The sequence below is a fragment of the Pantoea sp. RCC30.1 genome, assembly GCF_058148845.1.
Window position 1 is genome coordinate 16,726 of record NZ_JBXUHX010000018.1, and the last position, 14,648, is coordinate 31,373.

General features: G+C 55.2%; 15 protein-coding genes. 5 read left to right on the forward strand and 10 right to left on the reverse strand.

The window, feature by feature from the left end:
- Positions 1 to 41: 41 nt before the first annotated feature.
- From thyA to rppH, 4 genes are all read right to left on the reverse strand, one after another.
- Positions 42 to 836 (reverse strand): thymidylate synthase, encoded by a 795-nt coding sequence (gene thyA / locus AC2LB6_RS16135; RefSeq protein WP_490094268.1) that lies wholly within the window; start codon positions 834 to 836, stop codon positions 42 to 44.
- Positions 833 to 1,714 carry a prolipoprotein diacylglyceryl transferase gene (lgt, locus tag AC2LB6_RS16140; RefSeq protein ID WP_434152137.1) on the reverse strand — a complete coding sequence of 294 codons (882 nt, stop codon included), beginning with the start codon at positions 1,712 to 1,714 and terminating at the stop codon, positions 833 to 835. The genes thyA and lgt overlap by 4 nt, the downstream gene beginning before the upstream one ends.
- Before the next feature lie 141 nt (positions 1,715 to 1,855).
- Positions 1,856 to 4,102 (reverse strand): phosphoenolpyruvate--protein phosphotransferase, encoded by a 2,247-nt coding sequence (ptsP, locus tag AC2LB6_RS16145; RefSeq protein ID WP_490094269.1) that lies wholly within the window; start codon positions 4,100 to 4,102, stop codon positions 1,856 to 1,858.
- Between the two features lie 12 nt (positions 4,103 to 4,114).
- A complete protein-coding gene (rppH, locus tag AC2LB6_RS16150) occupies positions 4,115 to 4,642 on the reverse strand; it encodes an RNA pyrophosphohydrolase (protein WP_009087042.1) in 528 nt (175 codons plus the stop codon).
- Positions 4,643 to 5,326: 684 nt separating this feature from the next.
- Here rppH and mutH point away from each other — a divergent pair.
- The 4 genes from mutH (at position 5,327) to AC2LB6_RS16170 (ending at position 8,332) form a co-directional block, all read left to right on the forward strand.
- Entirely contained in the window at positions 5,327 to 6,004 is a 678-nt protein-coding gene (gene mutH / locus AC2LB6_RS16155; RefSeq protein WP_490094270.1) for a DNA mismatch repair endonuclease MutH, read from the forward strand.
- 99 nt (positions 6,005 to 6,103) lie between these two features.
- The gene (locus AC2LB6_RS16160) at positions 6,104 to 6,814 is read left to right on the forward strand and encodes a TerC family protein (protein ID WP_490094271.1); all 711 of its coding nucleotides are present in this window, start codon (positions 6,104 to 6,106) and stop codon (positions 6,812 to 6,814) included.
- Positions 6,815 to 6,932: 118 nt separating this feature from the next.
- Positions 6,933 to 7,151, forward strand: coding sequence for a YgdI/YgdR family lipoprotein (locus AC2LB6_RS16165; protein ID WP_003853956.1), 219 nt, complete (start codon positions 6,933 to 6,935; stop codon positions 7,149 to 7,151).
- 140 nt (positions 7,152 to 7,291) lie between these two features.
- Positions 7,292 to 8,332 carry an NADP(H)-dependent aldo-keto reductase gene (locus tag AC2LB6_RS16170; RefSeq protein WP_490094272.1) on the forward strand — a complete coding sequence of 347 codons (1,041 nt, stop codon included), beginning with the start codon at positions 7,292 to 7,294 and terminating at the stop codon, positions 8,330 to 8,332.
- Positions 8,333 to 8,372: 40 nt separating this feature from the next.
- Here the strand turns inward: AC2LB6_RS16170 and AC2LB6_RS16175 are convergent, their stop codons facing one another.
- The 5 genes from AC2LB6_RS16175 to AC2LB6_RS16195 form a co-directional block, all read right to left on the reverse strand.
- Complete coding sequence (locus AC2LB6_RS16175; protein ID WP_490094273.1) at positions 8,373 to 8,825, reverse strand: GNAT family N-acetyltransferase; 453 nt, start codon at positions 8,823 to 8,825, stop codon at positions 8,373 to 8,375.
- Positions 8,822 to 9,595 (reverse strand): FCD domain-containing protein, encoded by a 774-nt coding sequence (locus tag AC2LB6_RS16180; protein WP_010248663.1) that lies wholly within the window; start codon positions 9,593 to 9,595, stop codon positions 8,822 to 8,824. The genes AC2LB6_RS16175 and AC2LB6_RS16180 overlap by 4 nt, the downstream gene beginning before the upstream one ends.
- Positions 9,596 to 9,691: 96 nt before the next feature.
- Entirely contained in the window at positions 9,692 to 10,009 is a 318-nt protein-coding gene (locus AC2LB6_RS16185) for a PTS sugar transporter subunit IIB (RefSeq protein ID WP_010248665.1), read from the reverse strand.
- Positions 10,010 to 10,024: 15 nt separating this feature from the next.
- On the reverse strand, positions 10,025 to 11,452 hold the full coding sequence (locus AC2LB6_RS16190; RefSeq protein WP_490094274.1) for a glycoside hydrolase family 1 protein: 1,428 nt from the start codon (positions 11,450 to 11,452) through the stop codon (positions 10,025 to 10,027).
- On the reverse strand, positions 11,449 to 12,798 hold the full coding sequence (locus AC2LB6_RS16195) for a PTS sugar transporter subunit IIC (protein ID WP_039389290.1): 1,350 nt from the start codon (positions 12,796 to 12,798) through the stop codon (positions 11,449 to 11,451). The genes AC2LB6_RS16190 and AC2LB6_RS16195 overlap by 4 nt, the downstream gene beginning before the upstream one ends.
- Before the next feature lie 178 nt (positions 12,799 to 12,976).
- On the opposite strand from AC2LB6_RS16195, the gene AC2LB6_RS16200 reads away from it, so the two are divergent.
- The gene (locus AC2LB6_RS16200; protein ID WP_490094275.1) at positions 12,977 to 13,285 is read left to right on the forward strand and encodes a PTS lactose/cellobiose transporter subunit IIA; all 309 of its coding nucleotides are present in this window, start codon (positions 12,977 to 12,979) and stop codon (positions 13,283 to 13,285) included.
- A gap of 32 nt (positions 13,286 to 13,317) precedes the next feature.
- Here the strand turns inward: AC2LB6_RS16200 and lysA are convergent, their stop codons facing one another.
- Positions 13,318 to 14,574 carry a diaminopimelate decarboxylase gene (gene lysA / locus AC2LB6_RS16205; protein WP_490094276.1) on the reverse strand — a complete coding sequence of 419 codons (1,257 nt, stop codon included), beginning with the start codon at positions 14,572 to 14,574 and terminating at the stop codon, positions 13,318 to 13,320.
- Between the last annotated feature and the right edge of the window lie 74 nt (positions 14,575 to 14,648).

Genomic DNA, 14,648 nt, shown 5'->3' on the forward strand with positions numbered 1-14,648 from the left:
AGCCCCGGCGAAGATGCCAGGGCGTTATCTTTTATTGCGAATCAGATAGCGACAGGGGCTTTTATCGCGGGATGCGGATCGTAGCCTTCAATTTCAAAATCGTCGAACTGATAGTCAAACAATGATGCCGGTTTGCGTTTGATCACCAGTTTTGGCAATGGACGCGGCTCGCGGGTCAGCTGCAGCCGCGCCTGCTCCAGATGGTTGCTGTAGAGGTGCGTATCACCGCCGGTCCAGACGAAGTCGCCCACCTGCAGATCGCACTGCTGCGCCACCATATGCACCAGCAGCGCATAGCTGGCGATGTTAAACGGCAGGCCCAGGAAGATGTCGCACGAGCGCTGATAAAGCTGGCAGGAGAGCTTGCCGTCCGCCACGTAGAACTGGAAGAACGCGTGGCATGGCGCCAGCGCCATCTCGCTGAGCTCACCGACGTTCCACGCAGAAACGATAATCCGGCGTGAGTCAGGATCGCGCTTCAGCTGCTCAATCACCTGGCTTAACTGGTCAATCTCCTGACCGCTGGCCGTTCCCCAGCTGCGCCACTGTTTGCCATACACCGGACCGAGATCGCCATTCTCATCTGCCCACTCATCCCAGATTGAGACGTTGTTTTCCCTGAGATACCCGATGTTGGTTTCACCCTTCAGGAACCACAGCAGCTCATGAATAATGGAGCGGATATGACATTTTTTGGTGGTGACCAGCGGAAAACCATCCTGCAGATTGAAACGCATCTGGTGGCCAAAAATTGAAAGCGTACCGGTGCCGGTACGGTCAGCTTTTGGTGTGCCTTCGTGCAGCACATGTTGCATTAAATCCAGATACTGTTTCATTTTTCCTCGCGAAATTGTGGCTGCGGGCGACGACGATACGCCCAGATCATCATAATAATACCGGCAACAATCATCGGCACAGAGAGGATCTGTCCCATACTGATTCCGCCTTCAAACAGGCCAAGCTGAGCATCCGGCTGGCGGAAGAACTCAACGATAATACGGAAGGCACCATAGCCAATCAGGAACAGGCCAGAGACGCTGCCCATCGGACGTGGCTTACGGATAAACAGGTTCAGGATGATAAACAGCACCACGCCTTCCAGCGCCAGTTCATACAGCTGGGAAGGATGACGCGGCAGCACACCATAGGTGTTGAGCAGTTCCTGGTATTGCGGATTGGTGGCGGCCAGCGCGACATCTTCGCTGCGGGAGCCAGGAAACAGCATGGCGTAGCGAAAGCCCGGATCGACACGGCCCCAGAGCTCGCCGTTAATAAAGTTACCGAGACGACCAGCACCCAGACCAAACGGGATCAGCGGAGCAATGAAATCAGCTACCTGGAAGAAACGACGCTTAGTACGGCGGGCAAAGACCAGCATCACCACAATGACCCCGATCAGGCCACCGTGGAACGACATACCACCATCCCAGACTTTAAACAGGTAGAGGGGATTTTCCAGAAACAGCGGTAAGTTGTAGAACAGGACATAGCCGATACGTCCGCCCAGGAAGACCCCCAGGAAACCGGCGTAAAGCAGGTTCTCAACTTCCTCTTTTTTCCAGCCGCTGCCAGGCTGATTGGCACGACGTACAGCCAGCCACATGGCGAAAACAAAGCCCACCAGATACATCAGACCGTACCAGTGAAGCGAAACCGGTCCGATCGAGAAGATCACCGGATCGAACTGCGGAAATGCAATATAGCCGTTATTCATCATTCACCGTCTATTTTTCAACCCTGAAAAGGGGCGTTGTCAGGCACATAAATTAAGGCTGCGCATAATAGCACAGCCGGTTTTCTGAATTGTCTTGCAAATGTAAACGCGGATAACGCGTAAAGCCTGCCCGGCGTGGTACTAACGGCCGCCGCGAATCAAACCGCCTAATCCGCGCCGCTCCATAAAAGCAGAGACCAGATGGCGAACTTCCGTGGCGGTGTCGGCATTCATACCCTGCTCGCTGAGCTTCTGCGCTTCTTCGTGATCCAGATGGCGCAGCAGGTATTTAACGCGCGGGACGTTTTTACCGTTCATGCTGAGATGGTGATACCCCAGGCCGACCAGCAGTGCGACACACATCGGATCGCCTGCCATTTCACCACACAGGCACAATTCCAGATTGGCCAGGCGGGCTTCCTGTGCAATCGCATTCAGCGCGCGCAGCATCGCCGGATGCAGCGAGTCATAAAGGTTTGCAACACGGGTGTTATTGCGGTCCACCGCCAGCAGATACTGCGTCAGGTCGTTGGTGCCGACTGAGACAAAATCGACTCGTGACGCCAGATGCGGGATCATAAACAGCATCGACGGCACTTCGATCATGATCCCGATACGCGGTCTGGGAATCGCGAAGCCCAGCATCTCTTCCACTTCGCGTCCGGCGCGATCGATCAGCTCTTTTGCATCGTCGATCTCGTCGATATGACTGATCATCGGCAGCAGAATACTGAGGTTGCCGGAGGCGGCGTTGGCACGCAGCATCGCGCGTACCTGCACCAGGAAGATTTCCGGCTGATCCAGCGTCAGGCGAATGCCGCGCCAGCCCAGGCAGGGATTCTCTTCACTGATCGGCATGTAAGGCAGCTGTTTATCGGCACCCACATCCAGCGTTCGCAGCGTCACCGGCTTGTTGCGAAACAGCTGCAACATGCCCTGATACTGGGCCACCTGCTCCTCTTCCGACGGGAAGCCATTCTGCAGCATAAACGGGATTTCGGTGCGGTAGAGACCGATGCCATCCACCCAGTCGCCCACCGTCTGCTCATGTTCCGGGCTTAAGCCAGCATTCAGCATCACCTGCACGCGTTCGCCACTTTTCAGCTCACCCGGCTGATCGACCACGCCTTCCGCCATTTTGCTCAGCGCATTCTCTTCGCTGATCAGCCGCTGATACTCCTGCACCAGCACCGGCTCAGGATCGATCAGCAGCTCACCGCGATAACCGTCGACAATCAGCAGGCGTTTGTTGAGCTGATGAGGCTGGATGTCAGCGCCCATGACTGTCGGGATCCCCATCGCGCGGGTCAGGATCGCCGCATGGGAGTTGGCTGCACCGTCACGCACCACAACACCCGCCAGCCGCTCCTGCGGCAGCTCAGCTAAGGTCGTGGCGGTCAGCTCATCGGCCACCAGCACAAAACGTTCCGGCCAGGCATTGGTGCCGACCAGGGTGTCATCGAGGTGGAACAGCAGACGCTGGCCCAGTACCCGCAGATCGCCTGCACGTTCTCGCAGGTAGTTGTCAGTCAGGCTCGCGAACTGTTCAGCAAACTTCTCGATCACCTGTTTTACCGCCCATTCGGCGACCGAGCCGCGCTCGATCTCATCGAACAGATCTTTCTTCAGACGGGCATCGGTTAACAGGTGAGAGTAGAGATCGAAAATGGCCGCGCTCTCTTTCTGTGCGCTGGCGCTGAAACGTTTGCTGAAACGGCGAAATTCATTGGTTGCTTCGCTCATGGCGAGCGACAGACGCTCACGTTCACGCTGAACATCCAGCGTTGAGGCGGCCGATACCTGATCGAGCAGAGGCTGCGTCTCATCGACCCAGCCCGGCGCCACCGCTACGCCAGGTGCTGCTGCAATCGCGCGCACCCGCGTCTGGCGGAATTGACCAAACAGCTGACCCATCTGAGATTGCGACAGCAGTGCCGCCATCTGTGTAGCCAGCGTGACCAGGAATGACTCTTCGCTTTCATCAAACTGACGGTGTTCACGCTGCTGCACGACCAGTACGCCAAGGAGCTGGCGACGGCTGATCACAGGCACGCCGAGGAAGGAGCGATAGCGCTCCTCTTTTACTGCGGGGATATATTTAAAGCTGGGGTGGCTCTGGGCGTCGGCAAGGTTGATCGGTTCGGCCAGACGGCCCACTAAACCAACGATACCCTCGTCAAAAGCCAGCGTTACGGTACGACCACGCGGTTTTTTGAGTCCGCGCGTCGCCATCAGGTAATAGCAGCGACGGTCCTGGTCAGCGAGGTAAACGGAACAGACTTCCGTATCCATCGCCAGACAGATCTCATTGACCAGGATGTCGAGTGCTTCATTGAGACGCGGCGCACTCGCCACTTTTTCTACAATTTCGCGCAACTGAGTGAGCATAAAGGGCGTGGCCTATCCTCTCTTACGTCGATGGGCAGGATTATTTCGCTGCCCCGCACTCTCCTGCATAGACATCACCACGCCAGCGAATTCCTTCATCACCCGACGATAAACGTCGCGCTTAAAGGAGACAACCTGACGCACCGGATACCAGAAACTGACCCAGCGCCAGCCATCGAACTCCGGCGTGCTGCTGTGCTGCACATTGATATCCGCGTCATTACACATTAACTGCAGAAGAAACCACTTTTGTTTCTGGCCGATACATACCGGCTTTGTGTCCCAACGCACCAAACGTTTTGGCAACTTGTAACGCAACCAGTTGCGGGTAGAGGCAAGTATTCGAACATCTTTCCGGTGTAAGCCGACCTCTTCGAACAGTTCGCGATACATCGCCTGTTCTGCGGTTTCACCGGGATTGATGCCTCCCTGAGGAAATTGCCAGGAGTGCTGTCCAAAGCGCCTGGCCCATAACACTTGTCCCTGCCGGTTACAGATTACGATACCAACATTCGGGCGGTAGCCATCATCATCGATCACCGGACTACCTCAAAGCAAAATTTGAATGAGCTGATTGTTTCACACTCCTTACAGGCGGTAAACCACTGGATTCATGGGGGGTTAAGCCACCAGCACAGGGATAACTCACAGAAAAGGGCAAAGTTATAAACAAAGGCCGCGAAAAAGATCGATCTTATTCACGTTTTCTGTGGATAGCTTTGTGCAGAACGCGGGAGTTAAGTGAATAACCTTTTCTGAGCTCGCCTGCGGAGTGAAAAGAGTTAACAACTCATCACTATGATTTTTAATGAAATTAAATCGATCCCGCCAGCCATAAAAGTTTCATAAAACGCGAATATTTTCGCGCAAACTGACAATTGATTAAAATATAAGCATACCGCTTTTTATCCACAGTTAATCGCTCAGAGTTAGGCCAGAGAGGCGAAATTATGCTCAGATCGGGAAAAGTCAAGGCTGTAAATGGAACCAGTACCGCACAGAAACGGGGGTTATCCCATTTTTCTGTGGATAACCGGACTGGAGATCCTGTTCATTGTTGCGGGTAAGCTGGGATAACCCTGACTGCCCGCTGGTGTTGAGCGGGAGATCCGCTAAAAAAAGCATGATCTATCATGTTATTATCGATCCCTGACGTGGTTTATTTTAGCGAAAAGATATACCCGGTTGTCACTGTACAAATTTTAACCATTGCGAGTCATCAACATGAGTTACCTGCCAGGACCACCTGAAGATGAGGCCAGCCTGCTGGCACGTGCGCAGGATTTAGCCGGATTAACACTGGAAACGCTGGCCGCTCGCGCCGGTCTGGCCATGCCTGCGGATCTCAAACGCGATAAAGGCTGGGTCGGCATGCTGCTGGAGTGGCATCTTGGTGCCAGCGCGGGCAGCAAAGCGGAACAGGACTTTGCCCATCTGGGTATCGAGCTGAAAACCATCCCGATCGATACTCAGGGAAAGCCGCTGGAAACTACCTTTGTCTGCGTCGCACCGCTGACCGGCAACAGCGGCGTCACCTGGCTCACCAGCCATGTGCGTCACAAGCTGGCGCGGGTGTTGTGGATCCCGGTTGAAGGCGAGCGTGAGATTCCGCTGCGGGAACGTCGTGTCGGCGCGCCGCTGTTATGGAGCCCGGATGCGGAAGAAGATGAGATGCTGCGTCAGGACTGGGAAGAGTTGATGGATATGATTGTGCTGGGTCGCGTTGAGCAGATTACTGCACGACATGGTGCCTGGCTGCAGATCCGCCCCAAAGCCGCCAACAGTAAGGCGCTCACAGAGGGGATCGGCGATCAGGGCCAGCCCATCATGACGCTGCCGCGCGGGTTCTACCTCAAGAAGAGCTTCACCGGGCCACTGCTGGCGCGGCATTTTCTCCTCTGAATCGCGCCACTCGCGCTGAGATGTCGCAATTATGTGGGAGATCGGTGAATTGAATGCGTATAATCGCCGTTTACTTTTCGTTTAGGATTGAATGTCGGTATGTTTGAGTGGATTTCCGATCCCAACGCCTGGCTGGCGCTGGGCACCCTGACCATCCTTGAGGTGGTGCTGGGTATTGATAACATCATTTTCCTGTCGCTGGTGGTCGCTAAACTGCCAAAGAACCAGCAAGCCAGCGCACGTCGCATTGGTCTGATGGGCGCGATGCTGATGCGTCTTGGCCTGCTGGCCTCTATCGCGTGGGTTGCCCGTCTGACTAACCCGCTGTTTACGCTGATGGATCATGCGTTTTCGGCGCGCGATCTGATTCTGCTGTTTGGTGGACTGTTCCTGCTGTGGAAATCGAGCATGGAGATCCATGAAACGATCGAAGGCAGCGAAGGCGAGCACAACACCCGCGTCCATTCGTTCCTCGGCGCGATTGTGCAGATCATGATGCTCGACATTATTTTCAGCCTCGACTCGGTGATCACGGCCATCGGCCTCTCCGATCATCTGTTCATTATGATGGCAGCCGTCGTAATTGCGGTGCTGATGATGATGTTCGCCGCCCGCGCCATTGGTGAGTTTGTTGAACGTCATCCGTCGGTGAAAATGCTGGCGCTCTCTTTCCTGATTCTGGTCGGTTTTACCCTCATCCTGGAGAGTTTTGCGGTCCATGTACCAAAAGGTTACATTTATTTCGCGATGTTCTTCTCGATGGCAGTTGAGTGTCTTAACCTGATGCGCAGTAAGAAAAAGCACGCCTGATAAAGTCAAGGGCGAGCCTGCTCGCCCGGTTACTTTCAGATTTCTACGATTAACCCTGCCGGCAAAACCATTTATTACTACACTGTTTGCACTTGACCATTTGTGAGGATAAGGCGTGATGAAAGGGTTGGCAGGAGTAGCACTGGTGATGGTAACCGCCGCATTCTTAAGTGGATGCAGTTCTGATTATGTTATGGCGACCAAAGATGGCCGGATGATTATGACCGAAGGCAAGCCGAGCATTGATAAAGAGACCGGCCTGGTGGAGTACACTGACCAGACGGGTCATATGGTGCAGATTAATAGCGATGAGGTCTCAACGATCATTGAACGTTAATTGCCCGATTTAATCCCCTGCCACCGATTCCCCGCTGGCAGGTGATTTCCCCGACTTTTCCCCCTTCCTTCCCCGCCATTGCTCGCGCTATAGTCCCTGAGAACACAACATTCCATTCCATAAAGAAAAGGAAGCTGGCAATGCACTATCATCGTATTCCTCACAGCACGCTGGAAGTGAGTCAGCTGGGATTGGGCACCATGACGTTTGGCGAACAGAACAGCGAAGCCGACGCGCATGCTCAACTGGATTTAGCACTCCGTTCCGGCATCAACTTTATTGATACTGCCGAGATGTATCCGGTGCCTCCGCGCCCGGAAACCCAGGGGCTGACCGAACAATATATTGGCAGCTGGCTCAAACAGCGCGGCAGCCGCGACAAAATCATTCTGGCCAGTAAAGTCGCCGGGCCTTCGCGCGGCAATGATGCTTCGATTCGCCCGGATATGGCGCTGGACCGAAAAAACATCCGCGCGGCACTTGATGCCAGCCTGAAACGCCTGAACACCGACTACCTTGACCTCTACCAGCTACACTGGCCGCAGCGTCAGACCAACTATTTTGGCAAGCTGGGCTATCAGTACAGCGAGACCACCGCTCAGGTGACGCTGCTGGAGACGCTGGAAGCGCTGGCCGAACAGGTGCGCGCCGGTAAGATCCGCTACATCGGGGTGTCGAACGAAACTGCGTGGGGTGTGATGCGTTATCTGCAGCTCGCTGAGAAGCATGAACTGCCGCGCATCGTCAGCATCCAGAATCCCTACAGCCTGCTGAACCGCAGCTTTGAAGTGGGTCTGGCCGAAATCAGCCAACATGAAGGCGTAGAGCTGCTGGCATATTCCAGCCTGGCATTTGGTACGCTGAGCGGCAAATATCTGAATGGCGCGCAGCCTGCGGGTGCACGCAACACGCTGTTCAGCCGCTTTACCCGCTACAGCGGCGAGCAGTCACAAAAGGCGATCGCTGAATATGTGGCGTTAGCTCAACAGCATCAGATCGACCCGTCACAGATGGCCCTGGCCTATGTGCGTCAGCAGCCGTTTGTGGCCAGCACGCTGCTGGGTGCCACCACGCTTGAACAGCTGCAGATCAATATCGACAGCTTCAATCTGACCTTAAATGCAGAGATCCTGGAAGGCATTGAGGCGATCCACCGTCGTTATACCTATCCGGCACCCTAAGCGTTCTGTTGCCAGCTGCCGCGATGGCGGCTGGCCTCTCTTACAGGTCGCGATAATAGAGTTTTACCGGCTTAGCGGGATACTCCAGCGCTTCGCCATGTGGCAGCCAGCCATAACGTTCATAGTAGCCCCCAAACGTTGACCATAACCACAACCGTGGATAGCCACGCGCCTGTGCATAAGCAATAACATGCTGCAGCAGCGCCTCACTGACACCTTTGCCGCGAACCGACTCATCAACATAGAGCGCCGCCAGCCAGGGGAAAAGATCCTGACGGCTGATCAGGTCACAGCGCCAGAATCCCACCGTGCCGACTGCCCTGCCCGCCTCAACGGCAACGAAAGTCACCGGGAAATCAGCACCGGTCAGGCTGCTGTTCACCACACTGGCAAAGAACGCCCGGCTGGTGACTTCACCAAATGCGCGCCACTGCCAGTCGATGAGCTGATCGGCAAAATGGGGGGCATCGCTGAGCGATACAATCTCAGTCACATCAGTTTCCCCTGAAAGATCGGGACTGAATCAAACAGGTAGCCATCAAAGTCAGGCGCATCGGCGTCGGAAAGCTCCAGCAGCGTATTCTTGACGTTCTCAAGGTGCTGCCAGGTAGATTGCCAGGCCCCCATCACATCACGCCGACGCAGAGCAGCCAGGATAGTCTGGTGATCGCCGAGCCACTTCAGGCGATAGGCGCGGGTTTCAAACTGCGGGCGCAGCTGCTGCCAGAGCGGGCTGCTGTCATGGTGTCGCCAGATACTGGTGACGGTATCGAGCAGCATCTGATTCTGACTGGCACCCGCCAGCAGCAGATGAAACAACTTGTCGTTGTCCTGACTGCTGTCGTTGGCGGCGATGGCACGCTGCTCCTGTTCCAGCGTACGGCGCAGATTTTCGATGTCCGCTTTGGTCGCCATTTTTGCGGCAAAGGCTGCAATATTGCTCTCCAGCAACTGACGTGCCTGTAGCATTTCAAACGGGCCAACGTCGCTGCGGAAGAAGGCCTCTTCTTCATCATCACTGGCGGAAGGAATACGCATCACATAGACGCCGGAGCTCTGGCGGATATCCACCGTACCTTCCAGCTCCAGCATCAATAATGCCTCGCGCACGATGGTCCGGCTGACGCCCCAGGTTTCAGCCAGCTGACGTTCAGGCGGCAGGCGCGATCCCACCGGATAGTGCCCGTCACAGATCTGCTGACGCAGGTGCTGACCAATTTCCTGATACTGCTTTTTTTCTTGCGGCGCTTCGGCTTTGTCCACACTGTCACCCTTTGCAATCAATGCGCTAACGGCATTGCCGCGGTTCCCTGCGCGACAATGCCCGCGAACCGGAGAGGCTGGCTCGCAAACTGGGGCTCAGTGTATCAAAGCCAGCGCCTGATCGAGTACCTTTGCACCATTCAGCGTGCCGTAAGCAACCGTATCGATAACCGCGATGGGCAACTGATAGCTGTCGGTGAGTTTTCTGTTCTCCTCCAGTTTGAAGCGCACCTGTGGCCCGAGCAGCACGACCACCACCTCGTTGCCGTAGTTTTGCAGCTCTTCACGCAGGTTTTGCTCCGGAATGGCGTAGATCTGAAATGCCAGTCCGCGAGCGGCAGCCTCTTTTTCCATGCGCGTCACTACCATTGAGGTCGACATGCCCGCAGCACAGGCCAGAACAATTCGTTTCATGCTCGTTTCCTCGCGTTATTTCGGCTCATCATCAAGCCACAGGGTAAATTGCTGCGTGTCGTGCAGCGTACGGAACCAGTGGGCAGATTTCTTCATACGGCGCTGACGCTGCTTATCTAAGTCGATTTCGATAAGACCATAGCGATTTTTAAAAGCATTCATTGGCGAGACATTGTCGGTAAACGCCCACAGCATGTAGCCCTGACAGTTAATTCCCGCCTGATTGGCGCGTATCGCCTGATGCAGGTGCTCGCTGATAAACGCGATGCGGTAATCGTCCTGAATCTCCCCGTCGGCATTTTTGAACTGCGCTTCGTTCTCAATTCCCATACCGCTTTCAGCCACAAACCACGGGATATTGCCGTACTCATCGCGCATCCGTTGCGCCATATCCCAGATAATTTCAGGCTGAATTTCCCAGCCGCGCGAACGGTTCATCCGTCGCCCCGGCAGTTCAAAGTGTTCGTAATACCAGGCAGGATGAAATGGCGTCTCGGGATGCCAGGCGCGGGACGGCGCCTTCACGCGATGCGGATAGTAGAGATTAAGCCCGACCTCATCGACGGTATTGGCGGCAATAATCGCCAGCTCTTCCGGGGTTGTTTCCCACTTAATCTGATGTTTATCAAGCAGCGCCAGCAGCTCCGCCGGATACTCGCCTTTAATGGCGGGATCGAGAAATACCCGATTGTAGAACAGGTCATAAATATGCGCCGCCTTCTGGTCGTGCGGGGCTGATGATCGCGGATAGGTGACTTCCGGGTTGAGTATGGTACCAATGCGACCGGCGTAGCCTGCCTCGCGAAACAGCTGCACTACCCGGGCGGTAGCAAGATTCTTGTGGTGGTTCCACTGCATCCATTTATGGGTGTTCTGCTCATAAGGCCAGCGCAGCGCGTCGAGATAGACGCGGGTCTGCACCACAATCGGCTCGTTAAACACAAACCAGCGCGTGACCCGACCGGCATAGCGTTTAAACACCTGTTCGACATAACGGATAAACAGTTCAACGACATGTTTTGACTGCCAGCCGCCATACTGCTCCAGCAGCGTAGCGGGCAACTCGTAATGCTCCAGACAGAGCATCAGTTCAATGCCCTGGCGCTGCATTTCATCAATCAGCCGGTCATAGTAAGCCGCGTATTCCTCATCGACCGTGGCGGTTTCGTAATCGATCAGGAAACGCGACCAGTTGATCGAGGTGCGGTAGTGGGTCAGCCCGCTGGCCTTCATTAGCGCCACATCCTCACTAAAGCGGTTGATAAAGTCGGTGGCAACCGCCGGGCCATAGCCGTCGTGCCAGACGTGACGATCCTGCTGATACCAGGCGTCAGGCCAGGAGTCCTGCCCCGGTTTTTTTCCGCTCCAGCCTTCCGTCTGCCAGGCGGAGGCAGCAGCCCCCAGAATGAAATTCTCAGGTATGTGGACAGTCTGACGACTCATAACACCTCCGTTCGGTTGGGGTTCAGCTCAGGTTGCAGGCTCTTTGCTTCTGCTGCATCCGCGCGGCGGGCCGCGACTTTTACAAATGGCAGATAGATGAGTACTGACACCAGAATGCAGACGATCTGCGTCACCACCGCACCCATCGATCCGGCCGTTGAAAGCCAGGCATTGATAATCGGAGGCGTGGTCCAGGGCACCATCACCACGGCTTTTCCGGCAAATCCCATCACCGTAGCGAAGTAGCCGATAGAACCTGTCACTAGCGGTGTGATGATGAAAGGGATAGCCAGGATCGGGTTAAGCATAATCGGCATACCAAATATAACCGGCTCGTTGATATTGAAAATGCCTGGCCCGAATGACAGTTTGGCGATTTCACGCATCTCTTTGCGCCGCGTCGCCAGCATCACGGCGGTGAGCAGCCCGATGGTCAGACCGGAACCGCCGATGCTCATATAAACATCCCAGAACGGCATCGTAATGATGTTCGGTGCCTCTTTTCCCTGCTCAAAAGCGGTCATGTTGACCATAATCGCGCCCAGCAACAGCGGCTCCCGAATCGGCTTCACCATCTGATTGCCGTGAATGCCAATCACCCAGAACAGCTGGGCGACAAACATCAGGATCAGAATGCCCCACAGGCTCTGCACCACCGACTCCAGCGGCTGCTGCACCACCTGGTATACCGCGTCGTAAAGGTACATGCCGGTGACGCGATGGAAGATAAAGCCAAAGGTCGCTATCAGCGTCACGGTGATAATGGAGGGGATTAGCGCGGAGAAAGAGGCGGCCACGTTGGGCGGCACGGTGTCGGGCATTTTGATTTTCAGCCGCTCAACCTGTTCGAGGCGGCAGTAGATCTCTACCGACAGAATGGCGATAAACATGCCGAGAAACAGGCTCTTGGTATCGGAGAATTGTTTGGCCAGCACGTCGGTGACCAGATGCATCTGCCCATCAACCATCATCTGTAAGGTGGTCGGCGTCACGGATACAAAGCAGATAATTGCCAGCAGGCCGGGAAACAGCGTTTTTATACCGTTGATGCGCCCAAGCTCAATACCAATCAGGAACACCGCACCAATGTTAAGAAAGCTGAGCGTGGCGTAATTGATACTGCTGGTGATGGGCTTGAGGTCAGCTAAAAAAGCCAGGGCGGCAAAGCTGGCAAGGCCATTTTTGCTGTCCAGCACCATGTTAGAGATCAATACCGAGAAGGCGCCAACAATGATCACCGGCATCAGGGTAATGAACGAGGCTTTAATCGCCATGATATAGCGATAACTGTTAAAACGGGTGGCAAAGCTGCCCAGGGAATCGATAAGGCGGTCCTGTAGAGACATGATCAACCCTCAGAGATGTAAGATCGGTATTCCTGTAATCGTCGTGGTCTTCCCTGTTAGTGGCATACCAAAATGACGAATATCATCAGTTTTTTCTGTGACGAACCTCGCGGAAACGTTTTTTGGCATTCCAGTATGATTAAAACGGCCAATTTGGCATACCAATAACGGAGGCGTTATGGATTACGAACAGACCATGATGGAATTACTGATCAATGCAGGGGAAGCCCGTTCGTCGGCAATGATGGCGATTCAGTGTGCGCGCAAACGTGACTGGATCGGGGCTGATGCGGCGCTGGCTGCTTCAGATACCGCGGCAAGAGCGGCACATAAAATTCAGACCGCGTTGATTGGCGCAGACGAGGGAAGCGGAAAATTGCCGGTCACGCTGATTCTGGTGCATGCGCAGGATCACCTGATGAATGCAATGCTGTGCCGCGAGCTGGCAGAGGAGCTTGTAATGCTGCGCAAAGAGATCTATGGCTGACAGGCGGCGCGCTGGCCGCCCGAGTGAGGTGATTAGCTGATTTCCAGTGCCAGTAACGACTGAATAGTCTGCGCGCGGCGGATTTCGCGCGGCTGGCCCTGCTCAAACAGGACTTCCGGGATCAGCGGACGGCTGTTGTAGTTGGAGGACATGGATGCGCCGTAAGCACCGGTGTCGTGGAACACCAGGTAATCGCCCACTTTCGCCGCCGGAATCGCGCGCGGTTCAACCATGCCGCCCTCCAGCTGGGTAAAGACATCACCCGATTCGCACAGCGGGCCAGCGACCACCGTGTCGAGTGTCTGCTGCTCATCAATTGCCCGCTCATCGCCCGCCATCAGCGAGATATGGTGATAGCTGCCATACATTGAGGGGCGCATCAGATCACTAAAACCAGCATCGACCAGCACGAAGTGACGGCTTCCCATCGACTTCACCGCCCGAACCTGTGACACCAGCACGCCAGCCTCAGCCACCAGGAAACGGCCTGGTTCGATCTCCAGTTTGACCGCGTGACCCAGATACTGAGCTATGCGCTGCCGGGCTGCGTCCCAAAGGCCGAAATAGTGTTCGGTATCGATCGCCTCTTCGTCGTAGCGATAAGGAATAGAAAGACCACCGCCCGCAGAGATCGCCGTCAGATCCTGACCCGACGCCATCACCAGTTCGACCATCGCATCACAGACCTGCTGCAGATGCGCATAATCGACGCCTGAGCCGATATGCATATGGATGCCCACCAGGTTCAGGCCGTGCTGGTTAATGGCCGCCAGCGCCTCGGCTAAGTCGGCGTGCCAGATACCGTGCTTGCTATTTTCGCCGCCGGTATTGGTTTTCTGACTGTGGCCGTGACCAAAACCAGGATTGACCCGCAGCCACACCGCGTGTCCCGGTGACACCGCACCGAGCTGATGCAGCATATCGATCGATCCGGCATTAACCGGCACCTTTAACTCGGTCACCCGCTCCAGCGTCGGCTGATCGAAAAGATCGGCGGTAAAGACGATCTCATCACCACCAGGCTGATAACCAGCGGCCAGCGCACGTTCGATCTCACCCAGCGATACCGAGTCCACTTTCACGCCCGCCGCGCGCATCAGGCGCAGGATATGCGTATTCGAGCAGGCTTTCTGCGCAAAGCGCACCACATCAAAGGCCTGCAGCTGAGCAATACGCGCCTGAATAATCTGCGCGTCGTAGGCCCAGAATGGCCCGGCGTAGCGGCGTGCCAGCGGCAGCAGGTGAGTGGCGTTGAGTGCGGTTTCGGTACTCTGTAATGAACGTGGCATAGCAATTCTCCTGTGGCGATAACCGCATTAAGCCAGAATCGTGTCATAGCGAAAAATATCTGTTTTAATAGCAT